At 53.8% G+C, this 17,644-nt stretch carries 15 protein-coding genes and 1 riboswitch; of the genes, 5 read left to right on the forward strand and 10 right to left on the reverse strand.

The window, feature by feature from the left end; genetic code table 11:
- Window positions 1-164: 164 nt before the first annotated feature.
- The 6 genes from PFRI_RS02645 to PFRI_RS02670 all read right to left on the reverse strand — a co-directional run bounded on the left by PFRI_RS02645 (window position 165) and on the right by PFRI_RS02670 (window position 6,119).
- Window positions 165-581 carry a F0F1 ATP synthase subunit epsilon gene (locus tag PFRI_RS02645; protein ID WP_072629204.1) on the reverse strand — a complete coding sequence of 139 codons (417 nt, stop codon included), beginning with the start codon at window positions 579-581 and terminating at the stop codon, window positions 165-167.
- A gap of 55 nt (window positions 582-636) precedes the next feature.
- Window positions 637-2,061 carry a F0F1 ATP synthase subunit beta gene (atpD, locus tag PFRI_RS02650; RefSeq protein ID WP_072629205.1) on the reverse strand — a complete coding sequence of 475 codons (1,425 nt, stop codon included), beginning with the start codon at window positions 2,059-2,061 and terminating at the stop codon, window positions 637-639.
- Window positions 2,062-2,079: 18 nt separating this feature from the next.
- A complete protein-coding gene (locus PFRI_RS02655) occupies window positions 2,080-2,955 on the reverse strand; it encodes a F0F1 ATP synthase subunit gamma (RefSeq protein WP_072629206.1) in 876 nt (291 codons plus the stop codon).
- Window positions 2,956-2,968: 13 nt separating this feature from the next.
- The gene (atpA, locus tag PFRI_RS02660) at window positions 2,969-4,507 is read right to left on the reverse strand and encodes a F0F1 ATP synthase subunit alpha (protein ID WP_072629207.1); all 1,539 of its coding nucleotides are present in this window, start codon (window positions 4,505-4,507) and stop codon (window positions 2,969-2,971) included.
- Window positions 4,508-5,068, reverse strand: a complete 561-nt coding sequence (locus tag PFRI_RS02665; protein ID WP_072629248.1) for a F0F1 ATP synthase subunit delta — start codon at window positions 5,066-5,068, stop codon at window positions 4,508-4,510. It lies immediately after the preceding gene.
- 286 nt (window positions 5,069-5,354) lie between these two features.
- Complete coding sequence (locus tag PFRI_RS02670; protein WP_072629208.1) at window positions 5,355-6,119, reverse strand: class I SAM-dependent methyltransferase; 765 nt, start codon at window positions 6,117-6,119, stop codon at window positions 5,355-5,357.
- A 62-nt stretch (window positions 6,120-6,181) separates the two neighbouring features.
- Between PFRI_RS02670 and gloB the strand changes: the two genes are divergently transcribed.
- The 3 genes from gloB (at window position 6,182) to PFRI_RS02685 (ending at window position 10,419) form a co-directional block, all read left to right on the forward strand.
- The gene (gene gloB / locus PFRI_RS02675; protein ID WP_072629209.1) at window positions 6,182-6,949 is read left to right on the forward strand and encodes a hydroxyacylglutathione hydrolase; all 768 of its coding nucleotides are present in this window, start codon (window positions 6,182-6,184) and stop codon (window positions 6,947-6,949) included.
- A gap of 180 nt (window positions 6,950-7,129) precedes the next feature.
- On the forward strand, window positions 7,130-9,457 hold the full coding sequence (gene clpA / locus PFRI_RS02680) for an ATP-dependent Clp protease ATP-binding subunit ClpA (RefSeq protein ID WP_072629210.1): 2,328 nt from the start codon (window positions 7,130-7,132) through the stop codon (window positions 9,455-9,457).
- A gap of 17 nt (window positions 9,458-9,474) precedes the next feature.
- Entirely contained in the window at window positions 9,475-10,419 is a 945-nt protein-coding gene (locus PFRI_RS02685) for a M23 family metallopeptidase (protein WP_170124840.1), read from the forward strand.
- On the opposite strand, the gene PFRI_RS02690 is transcribed toward PFRI_RS02685, so the two are convergent.
- The 3 genes from PFRI_RS02690 to PFRI_RS02700 all read right to left on the reverse strand — a co-directional run bounded on the left by PFRI_RS02690 (window position 10,420) and on the right by PFRI_RS02700 (window position 14,532).
- Window positions 10,420-12,723: a peptidoglycan -binding protein gene (locus tag PFRI_RS02690; protein ID WP_072629212.1), complete on the reverse strand. Its 2,304-nt coding sequence runs from the start codon at window positions 12,721-12,723 to the stop codon at window positions 10,420-10,422.
- Entirely contained in the window at window positions 12,723-13,937 is a 1,215-nt protein-coding gene (locus PFRI_RS02695; protein ID WP_072629213.1) for a biopolymer transporter ExbB, read from the reverse strand. The genes PFRI_RS02690 and PFRI_RS02695 overlap by 1 nt, the downstream gene beginning before the upstream one ends.
- Window positions 13,938-14,004: 67 nt before the next feature.
- Window positions 14,005-14,532 carry a gamma-glutamylcyclotransferase gene (locus PFRI_RS02700; protein ID WP_072629214.1) on the reverse strand — a complete coding sequence of 176 codons (528 nt, stop codon included), beginning with the start codon at window positions 14,530-14,532 and terminating at the stop codon, window positions 14,005-14,007.
- 58 nt (window positions 14,533-14,590) lie between these two features.
- Between PFRI_RS02700 and PFRI_RS02705 the strand changes: the two genes are divergently transcribed.
- Window positions 14,591-15,589 (forward strand): DUF2125 domain-containing protein, encoded by a 999-nt coding sequence (locus tag PFRI_RS02705; protein WP_072629215.1) that lies wholly within the window; start codon window positions 14,591-14,593, stop codon window positions 15,587-15,589.
- An 8-nt stretch (window positions 15,590-15,597) separates the two neighbouring features.
- On the opposite strand, the gene PFRI_RS02710 is transcribed toward PFRI_RS02705, so the two are convergent.
- On the reverse strand, window positions 15,598-16,035 hold the full coding sequence (locus PFRI_RS02710) for a 6,7-dimethyl-8-ribityllumazine synthase (RefSeq protein WP_072629216.1): 438 nt from the start codon (window positions 16,033-16,035) through the stop codon (window positions 15,598-15,600).
- Between the two features lie 74 nt (window positions 16,036-16,109).
- Window positions 16,110-16,250, reverse strand: a riboswitch (FMN riboswitch).
- A gap of 76 nt (window positions 16,251-16,326) precedes the next feature.
- Here PFRI_RS02710 and PFRI_RS02715 point away from each other — a divergent pair.
- Entirely contained in the window at window positions 16,327-17,616 is a 1,290-nt protein-coding gene (locus PFRI_RS02715; RefSeq protein ID WP_111445452.1) for an acetylornithine deacetylase/succinyl-diaminopimelate desuccinylase family protein, read from the forward strand.
- Window positions 17,617-17,644 lie beyond the last annotated feature (28 nt).

Here is a 17,644-nt window from a genome sequence, read left to right on the forward strand (position 1 = left end):
TCAGACAATTTCCGCGTCATAACCCATGAAAAAATTCGGGTTTTGGGGTAGCAGCGGTATAGCATTGAATGATGCCATAAATTTGGCAAGCCACAAAAGTGCTGGCAACAAAAAAGCCCTCCCGACAGGATCGGAAGGGCTCAAATTCTGAAACAGTTGTTAACTTAGTTCACACTAATTCCCAGCGCATCACCTAAGGCAACCGTATCCGCAAGCGTCTTGGCAATGTCGTCTGCCGCTTCGCTTTTGGAGTCTTGTGCTTTCGCAAATGCGTCTGTCGCCGCATCAACCATGCCTTTGAGAGTCGCTTGATCCATGTCTGCTCTCGCGATTGCACGCTCAGCAAGAACGGAGATACCGCTTTCACCGATTTCTGCAAAACCGCCGGTGACCACATACTCAGCATCACCCTCTGGACCGGTCACTTTCAAAACGCCAGGGCGCAATGTCGTGATCGTTGGCGCGTGATCCGCCATAGCTGTCATGTCACCGTCAGAGCCTGGGATCTGCACTTCGTTCACCTGCATGGACGCAAGGCTGCGCTCTGGAGAAACCAGATTGAACTGCACTGTATCTGCCATGTTCGTCTCCTTTGTCGGCAGTGCTGATCGAAACCAGCACCTACCAAATCAACGATTAAGCTGCGTCTGCGGCCATTTTCTCGGCTTTGGCGATCACTTCGTCGATGCCGCCAACCATGTAGAAGGCGCCCTCTGGAAGGTGATCGTACTCGCCCGCGACAACCGCTTTGAACGACGCGATTGTGTCTTCCATTGGAACCTGAATACCATCAGAACCCGTGAAGACCTTTGCAACGTCGAACGGCTGGGACAAGAAGCGCTCTAGCTTACGTGCACGAGACACGGCCAGTTTGTCCTCTTCAGACAGTTCGTCCATGCCAAGAATGGCAATGATGTCCTGAAGCGACTTGTAGCGCTGAAGAACCTGCTGAACGTCTGTCGCAACCTTGTAGTGCTCGTCACCGATGATCAGTGGGTCAAGCAAACGCGATGTGGAACCAAGTGGGTCAACAGCCGGGTAGATGCCTTTCTCAGAGATCGAACGATCCAGAACCGTTGTCGCGTCGAGGTGCGCAAAGGATGTCGCCGGAGCCGGGTCAGTAAGGTCGTCCGCTGGAACGTAAACCGCTTGAACCGATGTAATGGAACCATTCTTCGTGGAAGAAATACGCTCCTGCATCGCGCCCATGTCGGTCGCCAGTGTTGGCTGGTAGCCAACCGCAGAAGGAATACGGCCAAGAAGGGCGGAAACCTCGGAACCCGCTTGTGTAAAGCGGAAGATGTTATCAACGAAGAACAGAACGTCTGTGCCTGTGTCGTCGCGGAACTGCTCGGCCAGTGTCAAACCAGTCAAAGCAACACGCATACGCGCACCGGGAGGTTCGTTCATCTGACCGTAAACCAGAGCAATCTTGGACTCTGTCAGATTGTCAGGAACGATAACGCCGGATTCGATCATCTCGTGGTAAAGGTCGTTGCCTTCACGTGTACGCTCGCCAACACCCGCGAAAACGGAAACACCGGAGTGCACCTTCGCAATGTTGTTGATCAATTCCATGATGAGAACTGTTTTACCAACACCCGCACCACCGAAGAGACCAATCTTACCACCCTTCGTGTAAGGCGCGAGAAGGTCGATGACCTTAATGCCTGTCACGAGAATTTCTGTCGCTGTGGATTGCTGCTCAAACGTTGGCGCGTCGCCGTGGATCGGGCGGCGTGCTTCTGAATTCACAGGGCCTTGCTCGTCAACAGGATCGCCTGTGACGTTCATGATGCGGCCTAGTGTGGCGTTGCCAACTGGAACAGAAATCTGGTTGCCCGTGTTGGTCACTTCTTGACCACGAACCAAACCTTCAGTCGCGTCCATCGCAATGGTACGAACAGTGTTCTCGCCGAGGTGCTGAGCAACCTCAAGAACAAGGTTTTTGCCTTGGTTTTGTGTTTCCAGAGCGTTCAAAATCTCTGGTAGGTTGTCTTCAAACTGCACGTCAACGACAGCGCCGATGACCTGAGTAATTTTTCCGACAGAATTTGCCATGTCGTAAACTCCGATATTTTAGAGCGCTTCCGCGCCCGAAATGATTTCAATCAGCTCGTTGGTGATGACGGCCTGACGGGAACGGTTGTACTGGATCGTCAGTTTGTCGATCATGTCACCCGCGTTGCGTGTTGCGTTGTCCATCGCAGACATACGTGAGCCTTGCTCGGACGCCGCATTTTCCAGCAGAGCTGAGAAAATAGCAGTGGCGACAGCGCGTGGAAGCAAGTCAGCCAGAATGGCCTCTTCGCTAGGCTCGTAGTCATAAAGCGTTGCCGCTTCGGCGCCCTCTTCCTGCTCAAACGCAGCAGGGATAATCTGCTGCGCCGTTGGGATTTGGGTAACCACGTTCTGGAACTTCGCATAGAACAGTGTCGCGACATCAAACTCGGAGGCGTCGAAACGCGACAGTACATCAGATGCGATGTCTTGCGCGTTTACATAGCCAAGGCGTTTGACGTCAGACAGATCAACGTGCCCGACATAATACTGACCAAAGTCACGCTTCATGCTGTCGCGGCCTTTTTTGCCGACTGTCAGAATTTTGACAGTCTTGCCAGCTGCGAGCAGGCTTTCTGCGTGACCACGTGCTTTCTTGGCGATGTTGGTGTTAAAACCACCGCAAAGGCCACGCTCAGACGTCATAACAACAAGCAGATGCACGTCATCTTTGCCCGTACCGCTCAGCAGTTTGGGCGCAGAGTCCGATCCACCAACCGAAGCTGCCAGACCCGCCATCACAGCATTAAAACGCTCTGTATATGGACGAGACTGCTCGGCAGCTTCCTGCGCGCGGCGAAGTTTCGCCGCGGCAACCATTTGCATGGCTTTCGTGATCTTACGAGTGTTCTTCACACTCTCGATCCGATTTTTGAGATCCTTGAGATTTGCCATCTACCAGATCCCCTTACGCGAAGTCGTTGGCGAATTCGGCGATTGCGGACTTCAACTTCTCTTCGATCTCACCTTTGATCTTTTGATCTTTGTTGGTGATTTCATCGAGTACAGCGGAATGCTTGGAATGCATGTGCGCAAGCAGGCCTTTTTCAAAACGACCAACAGCTGAGACCTCGATTTTGTCGAGGAAGCCGTTTGTACCAGCGTAGATGACAGTCACGATTTCCGCGTTCGTCAGCGGAGAATACTGTGGCTGCTTCATCAGCTCTGTCAAGCGTGCACCACGGCTCAAGAGCTGCTGAGTGGACGCATCAAGGTCGGAACCGAACTGCGCGAACGCCGCCATTTCGCGGTACTGAGCCAAGGAAAGCTTAACCGGACCAGCAACAGAAGACATCGCTTTTGTTTGTGCAGAGGAACCAACGCGAGAAACAGAAAGACCTGTGTTCACAGCTGGACGGATACCTTGGAAGAACAATTCTGTTTCCAAGAAGATCTGACCGTCTGTAATCGAAATCACGTTTGTCGGAATAAACGCAGAAACGTCACCGCCCTGTGTTTCAATGATCGGCAGAGCCGTCAAAGAACCGGAACCGTTGTCTTCGTTCAGCTTCGCGGAACGCTCAAGCAAACGGGAGTGAAGATAGAAAACGTCGCCTGGATACGCTTCACGGCCTGGTGGGCGGCGAAGAAGCAAGGACATTTGACGATATGCAACCGCTTGCTTGGAGAGGTCATCATAGATGATCAGCGCGTGACGGCCATTGTCGCGGAAGTGCTCTGCCATGGATGTCGCAGCGTATGGTGCGAGGAACTGCAAAGGTGCAGGCTCGGACGCAGTTGCAGCCACAACGATGGAATATTCCATCGCGCCAGCTTCTTCGAGTTTCTTAACCAACTGCGCCACTGTGGAACGCTTTTGGCCAATCGCGACGTAAACGCAGTACAATTTCTTGTTCTCGTCGTCGCCAGCAGCTTCGTTGTAGGATTTTTGGTTCAGGATCGCGTCCAGAGCAACGGCAGTTTTGCCTGTCTGACGGTCACCAATGATCAGCTCTCGCTGGCCACGACCAATTGGGATCATCGCGTCTACGGACTTCAGGCCAGTCGCCATTGGTTCGTGAACGGATTTACGTGGAATAATGCCGGGCGCTTTCACGTCCGCAACACCGCGCTTGGATGTCTTGATCGGGCCTTTGCCGTCAAGCGGGTTACCAAGGCCGTCAACGACGCGGCCAAGCAACTCATCACCGACGGGAACGTCAACGATAGAGTTGGTGCGCTTGACTGTGTCACCTTCTTTAATGTCACGGTCAGAACCGAAGATAACAACACCAACGTTGTCAGCTTCGAGGTTCAAGGCCATGCCCTGAATACCACCGGGGAATTCGACCATCTCGCCGGCCTGAACATTGTCCAGTCCGTGCACACGAGCGATACCGTCACCAACGGACAGAACTCGGCCAACTTCAGCAACTTCAGCATCTTTGCCAAAGTTCTTGATCTGGTCCTTTAGGATCGCAGAAATTTCTGCAGCTTGGATACCCATTTATCCGACCTCTTTCATTGCATTCTGGAGGGAATTGAGCTTGGAGCGGATCGACGTGTCGATCATCTTCGAGCCAACTTTAACGACAAGACCGCCGATGAGGGATTCATCAACGGTCGCTTTGATAATAACGTCTTTGCCTACATTGGCCTTCAGCGTTTTCGCCAGTTTATCTGACTGCGCCTTGGTCATTGCAGTTGCGGAGGTAACTTCCGCAGTCACTTCACCTTTGTCTTCTGCGATAAGGGCACGCAGTTGAGCAACAAGTTGCGGCAACACGAACAAACGACGCTTTGTTGCCATAAGGCTGAGCGTGTTTGCCATAATCGGCTGCAACTTCATCTTTTTGGAGATCGCGTTGACTGCGCCGCCCTGAACATCGCGGGAATAAACCGGCGAAGAAATCAAGTCGCGCAAGTCAGCGCTGGACTCTAGCGCAGCGGCCAGATCATCCACATTGGTTTCGAGTTTCGCGATAGCCTTGCCTTCTTTGGCAAGATCGAAAACTGCTGAGGCATAGCGCGCAGCAATACCCGAGGAAATCGAAGCTGGTTCGGACACGTCCACCCTTCCGATATTCTGGCCTTTGGTTCGCTCAAATGACTAGAGCAACCCGCAAGCGATGGAGCTCCGACAAAACGCCGGTGCGTGAAATTCTGGGCCGATGTAGCAGAGGGTTTCACGCATCGCAACATATCTTGATACAATTGAGTGATCGTATCACACCTTATTTGTATGACTTTGACGCAAGTGCGACGAGATGCGCAGGCAAATTGATGACAAAAACCGAATTATTTCGTGAAATTATCTGATTCCTTGCCCCGTAGAGTAAAATAAGCAGGCAGTTTTACTTACGCTGAGCCTTCAAGCCAACAGCGGCTTCAGGGACTGGCTTGGGTCCAAGCACCTCCAAAGGGCTTGGGACGCGCAGGCGTTTTCCCGGACCAGAGGGGGCATGAACTCGTTTGGACACTTCTACCATCAACACGCCTGACGGGAAAATCGCTGGCATATTGCCCCCAATACGTTCCAACACATTGCCAGATTTCATCCAAGCGCGCTTGGTGCTGGGTGGTTGATACAGCGCAGCAGCATGCCGTTCTGGCAAAAACTCGTGACGCTTCAACTGCGTTTCTAACTGACCAAGGGTGTATGGTCGCCCAAACCCAAAGGGCGTCGCGTCGCTACGTGACCAAAGGCCCGCGCGATTGGGCACTATAAAGAGCGCACGCCCCCCCGGCCCCAGAACACGCCAGCATTCTTCCAGAACCGCTGTTGGGTTTTCTGACGTCTCTAACCCGTGCATCACAACAAGCCGATCCACCCGTCCAGTTTCAATGGGCCAGAGCATTTCTTCGCAAAGCACCGACACATTCGGCAGGCCAGCAGGCCAAGGGATCACCCCTTGCGGCCCCGGCATCAACGCGATCACACGGCGCGCATCTTTGAGGTAGGGACGCAAAAGCGGTACCGCGAAGCCAAATCCAGCGACAGTTTGCCCCTGCGCTTCCGGCCACATCCTAAGCATCCGATTGCGCACAGCACGCTGCGCGGCGCGCCCCAAAGCAGAGCGGTAATAAAAATTTCGCAGGTCTTGCACATCAAGATGCATTGCAGCGCCTCTCACGATCAGCCACTCTGACTTATCACATAACAAGCCGGAGCTGAATTACTATGCCTTATGAAATTGTGACCATCCCCTGCTTGGAAGACAACTATGCGTTTCTGATCGGCAACCTTGAGACGCAGGACGCGGCAATCGTTGATGTTCCCGAGGCCGCACCGATTAATGAGATGCTCAAAGACAAAGGCTGGACGCTGACGACGGTCCTTTTAACACATCATCATTGGGACCACGTCGATGGGCTTGACGGGTTAACGGGGCGCGACCGCTTAATCGTGATCGGCGCAACGGCAGATGAACATCGGCTACCAGCTCTGACAAACGCTGTCAGCGAAGGGGATACCATCGACATCTTAGGCACGCCGACAAACATCATCGACGTTTCTGGCCACACGCTGGGTCATATCGCATTTCATATGCCTGAGCTCGATGCCGCCTTTACTGCCGATAGCCTGATGGCGCTTGGCTGTGGTCGCTTATTCGAAGGGACGCCCGCGCAAATGTATGAGAGCATGAACAAGCTGAACGCCTTGCCCGACGACACCATCATTTATTCCGGCCACGAATACACCTCAACCAACGCAAGATTTGCGCTGACTATTGAACCTGACAATGCAGCTCTTATGTCTAGACGCGAAGCCACGAAACTGGCGCGTGCGGCAGGATCGCCGACAGTGCCCTCATCCTTGAAACGTGAACGCGCAACCAATCCGTTTTTACGCGCGCATATCCCGCAAATCGCGGCGCATCTTGGTATGCCCGACGCAGCACCCGTTGATGTGTTCACAGAAATTCGCAAACGCCGTGACAAATTTTGAAGCGGCCCTAAGTCAATAACCAAAGGTCTCGACCGCCCATTTTATGACACCAGTCACATCAAAGTTGATCGAGAAATGTAAGAAAGACCTTGAAGCTGGCCGAATATAGACCAAACTTTAAGACAACAGGCCTAAGCTGATCGGTATCCCCGAACAGGGTCCAAGAAAAGGAGCACGCCCGTGCCATCATTTTCAACAACACTCGAGCAAGCAATCCATTCCGCTTTGGCGCTTGCAAACGCGCGCCGTCATGAATTCGCAACGCTAGAGCATCTTTTGCTCGCGCTTGTCGATGAACCCGATGCAGAACGAGTGATGAAAGCATGCTCTGTCGATACGGAAGAATTGCGGCAAACTTTGGTCGGTTTCATCGATGACGATTTGAGCAATCTGATCACGGACATTGAAGGTTCCGAAGCGGTGCCTACGGCGGCATTCCAGCGCGTTATCCAACGCGCGGCGATTCACGTGCAAAGCTCTGGACGCTCTGAGGTGACAGGTGCCAACGTATTGGTTGCGATGTTTGCAGAGCGTGAAAGCAACGCTGCATACTTCCTGCAAGAACAGGACATGACGCGCTACGATGCTGTGAATTACATTGCACATGGCGTTGCAAAAGATCCTGCCTTTGGCGATGCCCGCCCGATCTCCGGCTCTGGCGAGATGGACGAAGAGGGTGCCGCTGCTGCAATGGACGGCGAAGAAAAGAAAGAAAGTGCGCTCGCGAAGTACTGTGTTGATCTGAACGTAAAAGCTGCGAAAGGCGATGTTGATCCATTGATTGGCCGCGATAGCGAAGTCGAACGCTGCATTCAGGTGCTTTGCCGCCGCCGCAAGAACAACCCGCTTTTGGTGGGCGATCCCGGCGTTGGTAAAACAGCCATTGCCGAAGGGCTTGCGCGCAAGATCGTGCAAGGTGAAATCCCTGAGGTTCTCTCAAAAACGACGATCTTCTCACTCGACATGGGGGCCTTGCTCGCGGGGACACGCTACCGCGGTGATTTTGAAGAACGTTTGAAAGCGGTTGTGACAGAAATCGAAGAGCATCCTGATAGTGTTCTCTTCATCGACGAAATCCACACAGTTATCGGCGCTGGTGCGACCTCTGGCGGTGCGATGGATGCATCCAACCTTCTGAAGCCTGCGCTTCAGGGCGGCAAATTGCGCACGATGGGCTCAACCACTTATAAAGAGTTCCGTCAGCATTTCGAAAAAGACCGCGCGCTCAGCCGTCGTTTCCAGAAGATCGACGTGAATGAGCCCTCTGTTGAGGACAGCATCAAAATCCTCAAAGGCCTCAAGCCTTATTTCGAGGATCATCACTCCGTCAAATACACATCTGACGCGATCAAAAGCGCCGTGGAACTGGCTGCACGTTACATCAATGACCGTAAATTGCCGGACAAAGCCATTGACGTGATCGATGAAGCAGGCGCCGCGCAGCATTTGATCCCTGAAAGCAAGCGCCGCAAAACGCTTGGTGCTAAGGAAATTGAGGCGGTCGTGGCCAAGATTGCGCGCATTCCGCCGAAAAGCGTCTCCAAAAGCGACGCTGAGGTTCTGAAAGACCTCGAGGCGAGCCTCAAGCGCGTGGTCTTTGGTCAAGACAAGGCCATCGAAGCACTCAGCTCCGCGATCAAACTTGCCCGTGCAGGTCTGCGCGAGCCTGAAAAGCCCATTGGCAACTACCTCTTCGCAGGCCCAACTGGCGTGGGTAAAACCGAAGTCGCAAAACAACTCGCCGATACGCTTGGCGTTGAGATGTTGCGCTTTGACATGTCCGAGTACATGGAAAAGCACGCGGTTTCGCGTCTTATCGGTGCACCTCCCGGCTATGTCGGTTTCGATCAGGGCGGCCTTTTGACAGATGGTGTGGATCAGCATCCTCACTGCGTGCTCTTGCTTGATGAAATCGAAAAAGCGCATCCCGATGTGTTCAACATCCTGTTGCAAGTGATGGATCACGGCAAACTGACGGATCACAATGGCCGCGCCGTTGATTTCCGCAATGTCGTGCTAATCATGACCTCTAACGCGGGTGCCGCTGAGCAAGCGAAAGAAGCGATGGGCTTTGGTCGCTCCGCACGTGAGGGCGAAGATACGGCTGCGGTCGAACGCACATTCACGCCTGAATTCCGCAATCGTCTGGATGCGATCATCAGCTTCGGTGCCTTGCCGAAGACTGTCATCATGCAAGTGGTTGAAAAATTCGTACTGCAACTCGAAGCGCAGCTAATGGACCGCAACGTGACGTTTGAGCTGTCCAAAGCAGCAACAGAATGGATTGCCGACAAAGGCTACGACAGCAAAATGGGTGCGCGCCCGCTTGGCCGCGTGATCCAAGAGCACATCAAAAAGCCACTCGCAGAGGAGTTGCTGTTTGGTAAGCTTGCCAAAGGCGGTGTTGTTAAAGTCGGTGTCAAAGACGGCAAGATTGTTCTAAAGACAGAAGGCCCGGAAAAGCCGCGTCTTTCTGGTAAAAAGCCTCCCTTGCTGACGGCCGATTAATGCGTCTCGCGCTTTTTATGATACCTTTCTTAGCCCTCGCAGCACCTGCTGCGGGGGCTCCTCTTTTGGCGCTGCCTGTGGACTGCGAGCTTGGAAAAAACTGCTATATCCAACAATATATGGATCATGACGCGACAGAAAATTTCAAAGATTTCGAATGTGGTCCGCGCTCGTACAATGCGCACAAAGGCACTGATTTTGCCGTTCCTACAGCACGCGATGCACAGGAAGGTGTCGATATTCTCGCCGCCGCTGAAGTTACAGTTCTTGGCGTGCGAGACGGAATGAGCGACGTTTGGAACGGCGAGATTAACACAGATGCGATCAAAGGGCGTGAATGCGGCAATGGCCTTGTGCTTGATCATGGCGACGGTTGGCAAACGCAGTATTGTCACTTGCGCGAAGGCTCTTTGAACGTGCGCAAAGGACAGATCGTCGAGGCTGGTACAAAACTTGGCCAAATGGGGATGACCGGACGCACAGAATTTGCCCACCTGCATTTGTCCGTGCGCAAAGACGGAAAACCCGTCGATCCCTTCGCGCCTAAGGGTGCTAAGTGCGATAAACCGATTGAAAAAACGATGTGGCGCGAGCCGCTCTTGTTTCAAAAAGGTGGCATTCTAGAAATTGGTTTTGCCGAAAGCGTTCCCAAGTTCGCCGACATAAAAATGGGTACGGCAGAGCAAGAATTGAGATCGATCTCACCAGCGCTCGTCAGCTACTTTTTCATGTTTGGCGGCAAAGCGGGTGACAAAATTGATGTGCAGTTCACTGGACCTGATGGATTTGAGGTTACGCAAATCTACGAGCTCGAAAAGAACCTAGCCCGCTTCTTCCGCGCCATAGGTAAAAAACGTCGTGCTGAGCCTTGGCCTGTGGGCATTTATGAAGCCAGAGCGCGCTTTACTCGAAACGGCGAAGAAATTGATACACAAACTGCTACGTTTGAAATCAAGCGATAGTTACTTTTCGGTGAATTTCAGCTCGATACGACGGTTCTGCGCGCGCGCTTCGTCACTGTCCTCGGTGTTCACAGGTTGATACTGTCCAAAACCATTTGCCGCCAAACGTGTTGGCGGGATCCCGAGGAAGTTCACCATATATTTGACGACAGACAGCGCGCGCGCTTGGCTCAACTCCCAGTTATCGGCGAATTCACCAAGACCAGACAACGGCACATTATCCGTATGACCATCTACGCGAATGACCCAGTCAATCCCTTCTGGAATATCATCGGCAACTGCGCGCAGGATCGAAGCGACCTTTGCCACCTCTCCACGCCCAACTTCTGAGAGCGCAGCGCGCCCCGGTGGGAAAAGCACTTCTGAAGAAAAGACAAAACGGTCCCCTTCGATCCGAACCCCTTCCTGACTGCCAAGAACATCGCGCAAGCGTCCGAAAAACTCAGAGCGATACCGCTCTAGGTCTTTGGTTTGCGCTTCCAAACGCACGCGCTCCGCCTCTTCCAACTCACGCCGACGACGCTCTTCCGCTGCGACACGGGCCAAAGCTGCGTTCAACTCAGACCCAAGGTTTTGCAACTGTACCTGCGACGCCACATCCTGAACACGCGCGTCATCCAAGATCGCCTGCAAACTACCAAGCTGCGCACGAAGCGCTGCAACTTGTTGATTAAGCGCTTCTGTCTGCAATTCTGCTTGGCTCGAACGTGCCTGTTCTTTGGCCAATTCTTCACGCGCGGCAGACAGCAAAATGGCTTGCTGTTCCGCATCATTCAATCGTGTTCCAGCATCTTGTTCAGCTGCAAGCTTCGCCGCTAGTGCTGCGGCAAGTTGTTTTTGCACCTCTTCACGTTCCAGCTCTGCTGCATTACGCGCCGCAAGGGCTGCTGCCAACGTCTGCTCTAGCTCACTGTCGTCCATCGCGACGGTCAAGTTCGCCTCAGCCAAAGCAAGCGCGTCACGGGTCCGCGCCAGTTCTGCGCTCAAGGCTGTGATCGTTGCAATAGACTGTTCCTGCTCGGCTTGAAGTCTCGCAAGTTCGGTTTGCGTTTCGTTCAAAAATCCACTCGCCTCGGAAAGCTGCGCTTCAGCCCGCGCCAAGGCGCTATTTATCTCGTTCAAACGCGTTTGAGCGATCTCAAGCGACGCGTTGGTTTCGGTTATTCTTGAATTCGAGGCTGCCAACTGCGCGTTCGCATTCTCCAGATCGGACCCTTGCTCTGCGAGCAAAGCTTCGGCCGCTTTTTGCGCAGCTTGTAGCGCCGCAATGCGTGCTGCCGCTTCCTCTTCAGCACTCAATTTACTTGCTTCGCTTAAAGCCTGCTGTTCACGCGCCGCATCCAAATCTGAACGCGCGAGTGCGAGCTGCGTCAAAACCTCTGAGAGCTCTTTTTCAACAGCTGCTTTTGCAGCGTCTCTGTCTTGGCCAATGGTTACAGCCGCGGCCAATTGCGCCGTGAGATCATCACCCGCAGAGCGCGCAGCGGCCAATAGCGTTAGCGTTTCTTCAGCTTGTTTACGCTCTGCTTCCAAACTCAACGTCATCGCAGTCAGCTCTGCGTCCGCGTTTTCCAAGCGTGCGCGCAAGACTTCGGCAGCTTCTGCCTCCAACAAACGCGCTTTTTCCTCTGCTGAAAGCGCCTCTTGCAACTCAGCGAGTTCCAGAGCGCGCGCGCTAAGTGTTGCGTCTTTATCTTCGCCTTCGCGACGCAGATCAGCGATCAAGGCATCCATTGCTTCACGCTCTGCAGCCGCAAGCCGAGCCGTTTCAACCTGCGCATCAATCTCTGTGCGCGCAGAAGTAAGCGCGAGATCAAGCGCTTCTTTTTCACTTAGCAATTGGGTCTGCGCATCCTCAAGCGACGCCACATTGCTGAGCGCATCATCACGTTGGGACAAAAGCGATGCGACTTGCGCCTCGAAACTGGTGATCTGTGCTTGCGCTTGCGCCAATGCGCTATCTTGATCCGCGCGCTGTTGTTGCAAAGATGCGATAAGGGCCGATTGCGCCTCTGCGCGCTGCGTTGTGTCATCAAGCGTTGCGTTCAAAGCGCCAAGATCATTCTCTAGCTTCTCGCTGCGATCCCTTTCCAAGCCCAAGGCCTGCGCAAGTGCTGCGATCTCTTGGCCAAGATCATCCAACTCGCTTTCTTGGCCGGTTATCGTTTCATTTAAGACGAATTGCATCACCATGAAGATGGTCAGAACGAACATCAAAACCAGCAAAAGTCCGGTCATTGCGTCGACAAAGCCGGGCCAGATCGAGCCTTGAAACCTTTGACCTGTGCGCCTTGAGAGTGCCATTAGCCACCGTCACGCGTACGTGTTGCCTGTGCCTTCGCAGCCCCGGCGGGTGCTTTGCGCGGTTGCGTCAGCATGCGACCCAACGCACCGATGTCACTACGCAACTCGGCCATGGTTTCAGCGCGACCCGCGGACATTTCTTCAAGAATTTTAAGCATCTGAACGTCGATAGAGCGCAAGCGCATCCGGCTTTCCGCATCCATACCGCCATCCCCGCCCAACACGCCGCCATCGAGTTTGGCGATCAACTGCTCTTGTCCCTGCGCCACACGCATAAGTGCATCAGTGGCGGTGCCCGTGGCCTCCATACGTTCTGTCATTCTTGAAATTGCATCCGTGAGCGAGCCAAGCTTGTCATCCACCATCGAGCGGCTGACATCGCTTTGAGTGAACATCATCTGCAGTGCTTCCATTTGCTCGGCCATATGGTCCATGACCCCAGCCATCGCCGCGTTTTCTACGCCGCCTTCGCCATCGCCAGAGGAATAACCGAGACGCGTGATGGATGAGAGCCACTCTTCAAGCTCGCGGTAAAACCGGTTCTGGCCATGACCCGCGAAGAGTTCCAAAAGGCCGACGACAAGCGATCCAGCGAGACCCAAGAGCGAAGACCCAAAAGCAACGCCCATGCCACCCATTTGCGCCTCAAGTCCCGATTGCAGACGTTTGAAAACATCTGCGCCAGTTTCGCCCTCAGCTGCGCTCAGGTTGCGGATTGTATCGACAATCGCAGGGACAGTTGTGGCAAGCCCATAGAACGTTCCCAGCAAACCAAGGAAAATCAGTAGGTTAACAAGATAGCGCGTAATTTCACGCGCTTCATCAATGCGCGTCGCCACAGAATCCAAGATCGACCGTGTGGAGCTACTCGAAATCTGCATCCGCGCGCCACGTGACCGCAACAACGCCGCCAAGGGCGCCAGCAATTGTGGGGCTTTAATGCTCGGGTCTTCACGGTTTTCAGAGGCAAATGCCTCGAGCCATCGTACTGAATTGATCAACTGGCCCACTTGGTAAAAGCAAGCCAAAACACCAATGAAAAAGACGACAATAATGAAGCCATTGAGCCAAGGATTGGCCAAGAAAACAGGCAACACGCGCGGCAAGGCCACGAATGCTCCGGCTCCGACCAAGCCGATGACGATCAGCATTGACGTAATTTGCCGCCAAGGCTGGGAAAACTGCGCGCGTACCTCGCGGTCTGGCTTGTCCAAGGGGACTGCTCCTGACACGTTTCTTATTGTGGGTGAGTTTACGCTGATTGCGCGATCAAGCCAAGCCTTATGAACAAAGGGTTTTTACACGCTGCGAAAGCCAGTTGAGATCTTCATCCTCGATCCCGAGTTCGACAAGATGGCTCGCCGTGTTGTGCAAGTAATCCGTGTTCGGACCACGATCGCCGATAGCGCGTGAAATGACCTGTGCCTGCGCCTCTAAATCCAGATGACAGTACTGCACGTGATTGGGATCAATCACGTATGTCACAGCCTCAATCACCTCGCCATTTTTGAGATGCACTGCGAGGTTTTTCTCTAGGTAAGCCGACGAAATCAGCTCGCGTTCTCGCAAATAAGCCAGCGTTTCTGCCTCTGTGCCAGCCTTGACGCGCAGAGCCACACCTTCGCAGCGCGCACCCTGCATTTCATCCAAAGCCAAGACCAAACCGGGATGTTCGGAGGTCCCGCGATGATGGATTGAGCGCATGCAAAAACTGCGCGCATAATCGTGCATCATGCCAACTTGCTGCTCATCCACCTCAAAACCGGGGTTCCACAAAAGGGATCCGTAGCCAAACACCCACATCGTCATCGCACTGGTCCTTTTCAGATGCCTGCACTAGATACGAGCCAAGCCGTGAGGAAAAGACATGAAACGACTGTTATTTGTGATTATTGCCGCCGCTGCGCTTTATGCAGGCTACTGGTTTGTCGGCTCTTCCGGTGCGACTGCGGGCTTCGAGCGTTGGTTCGAAGAGCGCCGCGCCGAGGGTTGGGTCGCGGACGTCGAAAGCATCGAAACACGTGGTTTTCCAAGCCGTTTTGACACGACTTTGAGCGGTATTTCCTTGGCCGATCCAGACACAGGCGTCGCCTATTCTGCACCGTTCTTGCAAATCTTTGCGCTTAGCTACAAGCCAGAGCATTTGATCGCTGTTTGGCCCAACGAGCAGACCTTTAGCAGCCCTTTTGGCAAAGCAGCAATCACCAGCGAAGACATGCGCGCATCGCTTATCGTGAAGAAAAACACCTCCCTTGCGTTGGAGAAAACCAACTTCACTGCGGACGCGGTCAAGATCCAGATGGAGAGCGGCGAAACATTGGGAGCGGCGAGAGCTCTGATGGCGGTAGAGAAAACCGCAGCAGCGCAGAATACCTACAAGTTCGGCGTCGATCTAAAGGATGTGGTTTTGCCAGAGCCCAAAGGACTGCGTCTTGAGGCGGGCATCTTGCCCAAAGCGCTCGAATATGCGCGCGGCGATGTGACGGCGGCATTTGACGCGCCTTGGGATTTGAACGCTTTGCAGGCTTCGCGCCCACAACCGACACGCATTGACGTGAGGTTGATTGAGGCGAAATGGGGTCAGCTAGAACTACGCCTTGCCGGTGGTTTTGATGTGGACACTGCGGGTCGTGCGACGGGTCAGATCACGATCAAAGCGCAAAACTGGCGTGATATTTTAGCGCTAAGTGCGGCGACAGGGGCTGTGCCAGCCCAGCTTTTACGCCCAATTGAGCAAGGGCTTTCCTTGCTCTCTGGCCTATCCGGCAATCGCAACACGCTTGATCTGCCGCTCAAATTGGACGCGGGCATGATGAAACTGGGGCCGATCCCGATTGGACCCGCCCCGCTGTTTCGACTTCGTTAAGTCGCAGGTTAAACGTAGTGCTCTAACGTTTGACGCACCGCTTGCGCGGCCTCTGAACCTTTCTTGACGAAATGCTCGGAATAAAACTCGATGTGTTCCGCGCTTGGCTGAAAATGATGTGGTGTCAACGAGACAGAGAATGTCGGCACGCCCGTGCACATTTGTGCCTCCATCAAGCCATTCACGACTGCTGCGGCGACGAAATCGTGGCGATAAATCCCGCCATCCACGACCAACGCGGCACAGACAATGGCGTCGTAATCGCCTGATGCACCTAGATTTTTCGCCAGAAGCGGCATCTCAAACGCACCCGGAACATCGAATGAGGTGATCTGCACAGTCGCATCAACGCTGTCCATGTCCGCCTCGAATCCGACAAGCGCTTGATCAACGATTTCGGCATGCCAACGCGCTTTGATAAACGCAATTTTAAGAAGTTTCGTCATTTTGGAACCTTTGTTTTAGACGTCACAAAAGCCCCAGAGCATCGCAATAGCCTACCTGCCCCAAAGGACATGCAAACCGCTCTCTTTCATCCGGACTTTCACCGTCGGCTCTGGAATTTCACCAAATCTGCTGACCAAGTTGTCCCGCTAGGGACAACAAGCGCTCGCGGGCTATCACCGCCGGTAGGGACTTTCACCCTGCCCTGAGAACACTTGCTTCGTGCCATGCGCGCAGAGGTCTTGCAAGAGTGCCGTCGCCGCGTCACTTTGAGTTTCAAATGGGAGAGCGACATGAGCGATTTGCAAACACGGCTGGCCAAGCGCATCGAAGACAAACGCGATGATCTGATCGAACTTACACAAGAGCTGATCCGCATCCCCACGCTCAATCCCCCCGGAGAAAACTACCGCGAGATCTGCACCTATTTGGGCGAACGCATGGCGCGCAGTGGCTTTGCGATGGAAATGGTGCGTGCAGAAGGTGCGCCGGGGGATTGCACAAAGTACCCACGTTGGAATGTTGTGTGTCGTCGCGAAGGAACGCGCGCGGGTGAGTGCGTTCACTTTAATTCCCACATTGATGTCGTCGAAGTGGGTGCAGGCTGGACCTTTGATCCTTTCGGTGGAGAGCTCAGCGACGGTAAAATTTACGGACGTGGCGCTTGCGATATGAAAGGCGGTCTCGCCGCTTCGATCATCGCGGCGGAAGCGTTTGCTGAAGAATGCCCTGACTATGCAGGCGCAATTGAAATCAGCGGAACGGCCGATGAGGAGTCAGGTGGCTATGGTGGCGTGGCCTATTTGGCGCAAAAAGGGTTCTACGATCCCAAGCGCGTGCAGCATGTGATCATTCCCGAACCACTTGGCGTCGATCAGATTTGCCTTGGGCATCGCGGCGGTTGGTGGGCAGAAATCGAAACCTTTGGCGAGATTGCCCACGGCTGCATGCCTTTCCTGGGCGATTGCGCTGTGCGTCATATGGGAGCCGTGCTCGATAAATTCGAAGATACGCTTTATCCCGCAATGGCTGCGCGACACACAGAAATGCCTGTGATCCCCGAAGGCGCGCGCCAATCGACGATGAACATCAACTCGATCCATGGCGGTCAGAATGAGCAGGCCGCAGACAGCACAGCATTGCCGTCGCATTGCGTTCCTGACAGTTGCCGTATCGTGATCGATCGCCGCTATTTGGCAGAAGAAGATTACGAAGGCGTGAGCGGTGAGGTGAAAGACCTGCTCGAAGGTTTGCGTGTGACGCGGCCGAATTTTGAATACGAAATGCGAGAATTGAACCACGTCGCACCCTCCATGACCGATAAAGAAGCGCCTGTTGTGCAGACAGTTGCGCGCTCGATAGAAGCGGTGATGGGCAAAAAAGTGCGCTATGTGGCGTCACCGGGTACATATGATCAAAAGCATATTGATCGGATCGGGAAGTTGAAAAATTGCATCGCCTATGGGCCCGGAATTTTGGAGCTGGCGCATAAACCGGACGAATATGTTGGCGTTGATGACATGATCGATAGTGCGAAAGTCATGGCACATGCGTTGGCGCAGCTCTTGACGGATGAGGTCTGAAGGGGGCCAGCCCCCGACTTGGCAAGCC

This window comes from Planktotalea frisia, from assembly GCF_001890925.1.
Taxonomy (GTDB): domain Bacteria; phylum Pseudomonadota; class Alphaproteobacteria; order Rhodobacterales; family Rhodobacteraceae; genus Planktotalea; species Planktotalea frisia.

Coding starts and splice junctions, on each gene's coding strand:
- PFRI_RS02715 (WP_111445452.1), top strand. CDS start 16,327: ATGAGCGATTTGCAAACACGGCTGGCCAAGCGCATCGAAGACAAACGC.
- atpA (WP_072629207.1), bottom strand. CDS start 4,507: ATGGGTATCCAAGCTGCAGAAATTTCTGCGATCCTAAAGGACCAGATC.
- gloB (WP_072629209.1), top strand. CDS start 6,182: ATGCCTTATGAAATTGTGACCATCCCCTGCTTGGAAGACAACTATGCG.
- PFRI_RS02645 (WP_072629204.1), bottom strand. CDS start 581: ATGGCAGATACAGTGCAGTTCAATCTGGTTTCTCCAGAGCGCAGCCTT.
- atpD (WP_072629205.1), bottom strand. CDS start 2,061: ATGGCAAATTCTGTCGGAAAAATTACTCAGGTCATCGGCGCTGTCGTT.
- PFRI_RS02690 (WP_072629212.1), bottom strand. CDS start 12,723: ATGGCACTCTCAAGGCGCACAGGTCAAAGGTTTCAAGGCTCGATCTGG.
- PFRI_RS02710 (WP_072629216.1), bottom strand. CDS start 16,035: ATGACGAAACTTCTTAAAATTGCGTTTATCAAAGCGCGTTGGCATGCC.
- PFRI_RS02685 (WP_170124840.1), top strand. CDS start 9,475: ATGATACCTTTCTTAGCCCTCGCAGCACCTGCTGCGGGGGCTCCTCTT.
- PFRI_RS02655 (WP_072629206.1), bottom strand. CDS start 2,955: ATGGCAAATCTCAAGGATCTCAAAAATCGGATCGAGAGTGTGAAGAAC.
- PFRI_RS02705 (WP_072629215.1), top strand. CDS start 14,591: ATGAAACGACTGTTATTTGTGATTATTGCCGCCGCTGCGCTTTATGCA.
- PFRI_RS02670 (WP_072629208.1), bottom strand. CDS start 6,119: ATGCATCTTGATGTGCAAGACCTGCGAAATTTTTATTACCGCTCTGCT.
- PFRI_RS02700 (WP_072629214.1), bottom strand. CDS start 14,532: ATGACGATGTGGGTGTTTGGCTACGGATCCCTTTTGTGGAACCCCGGT.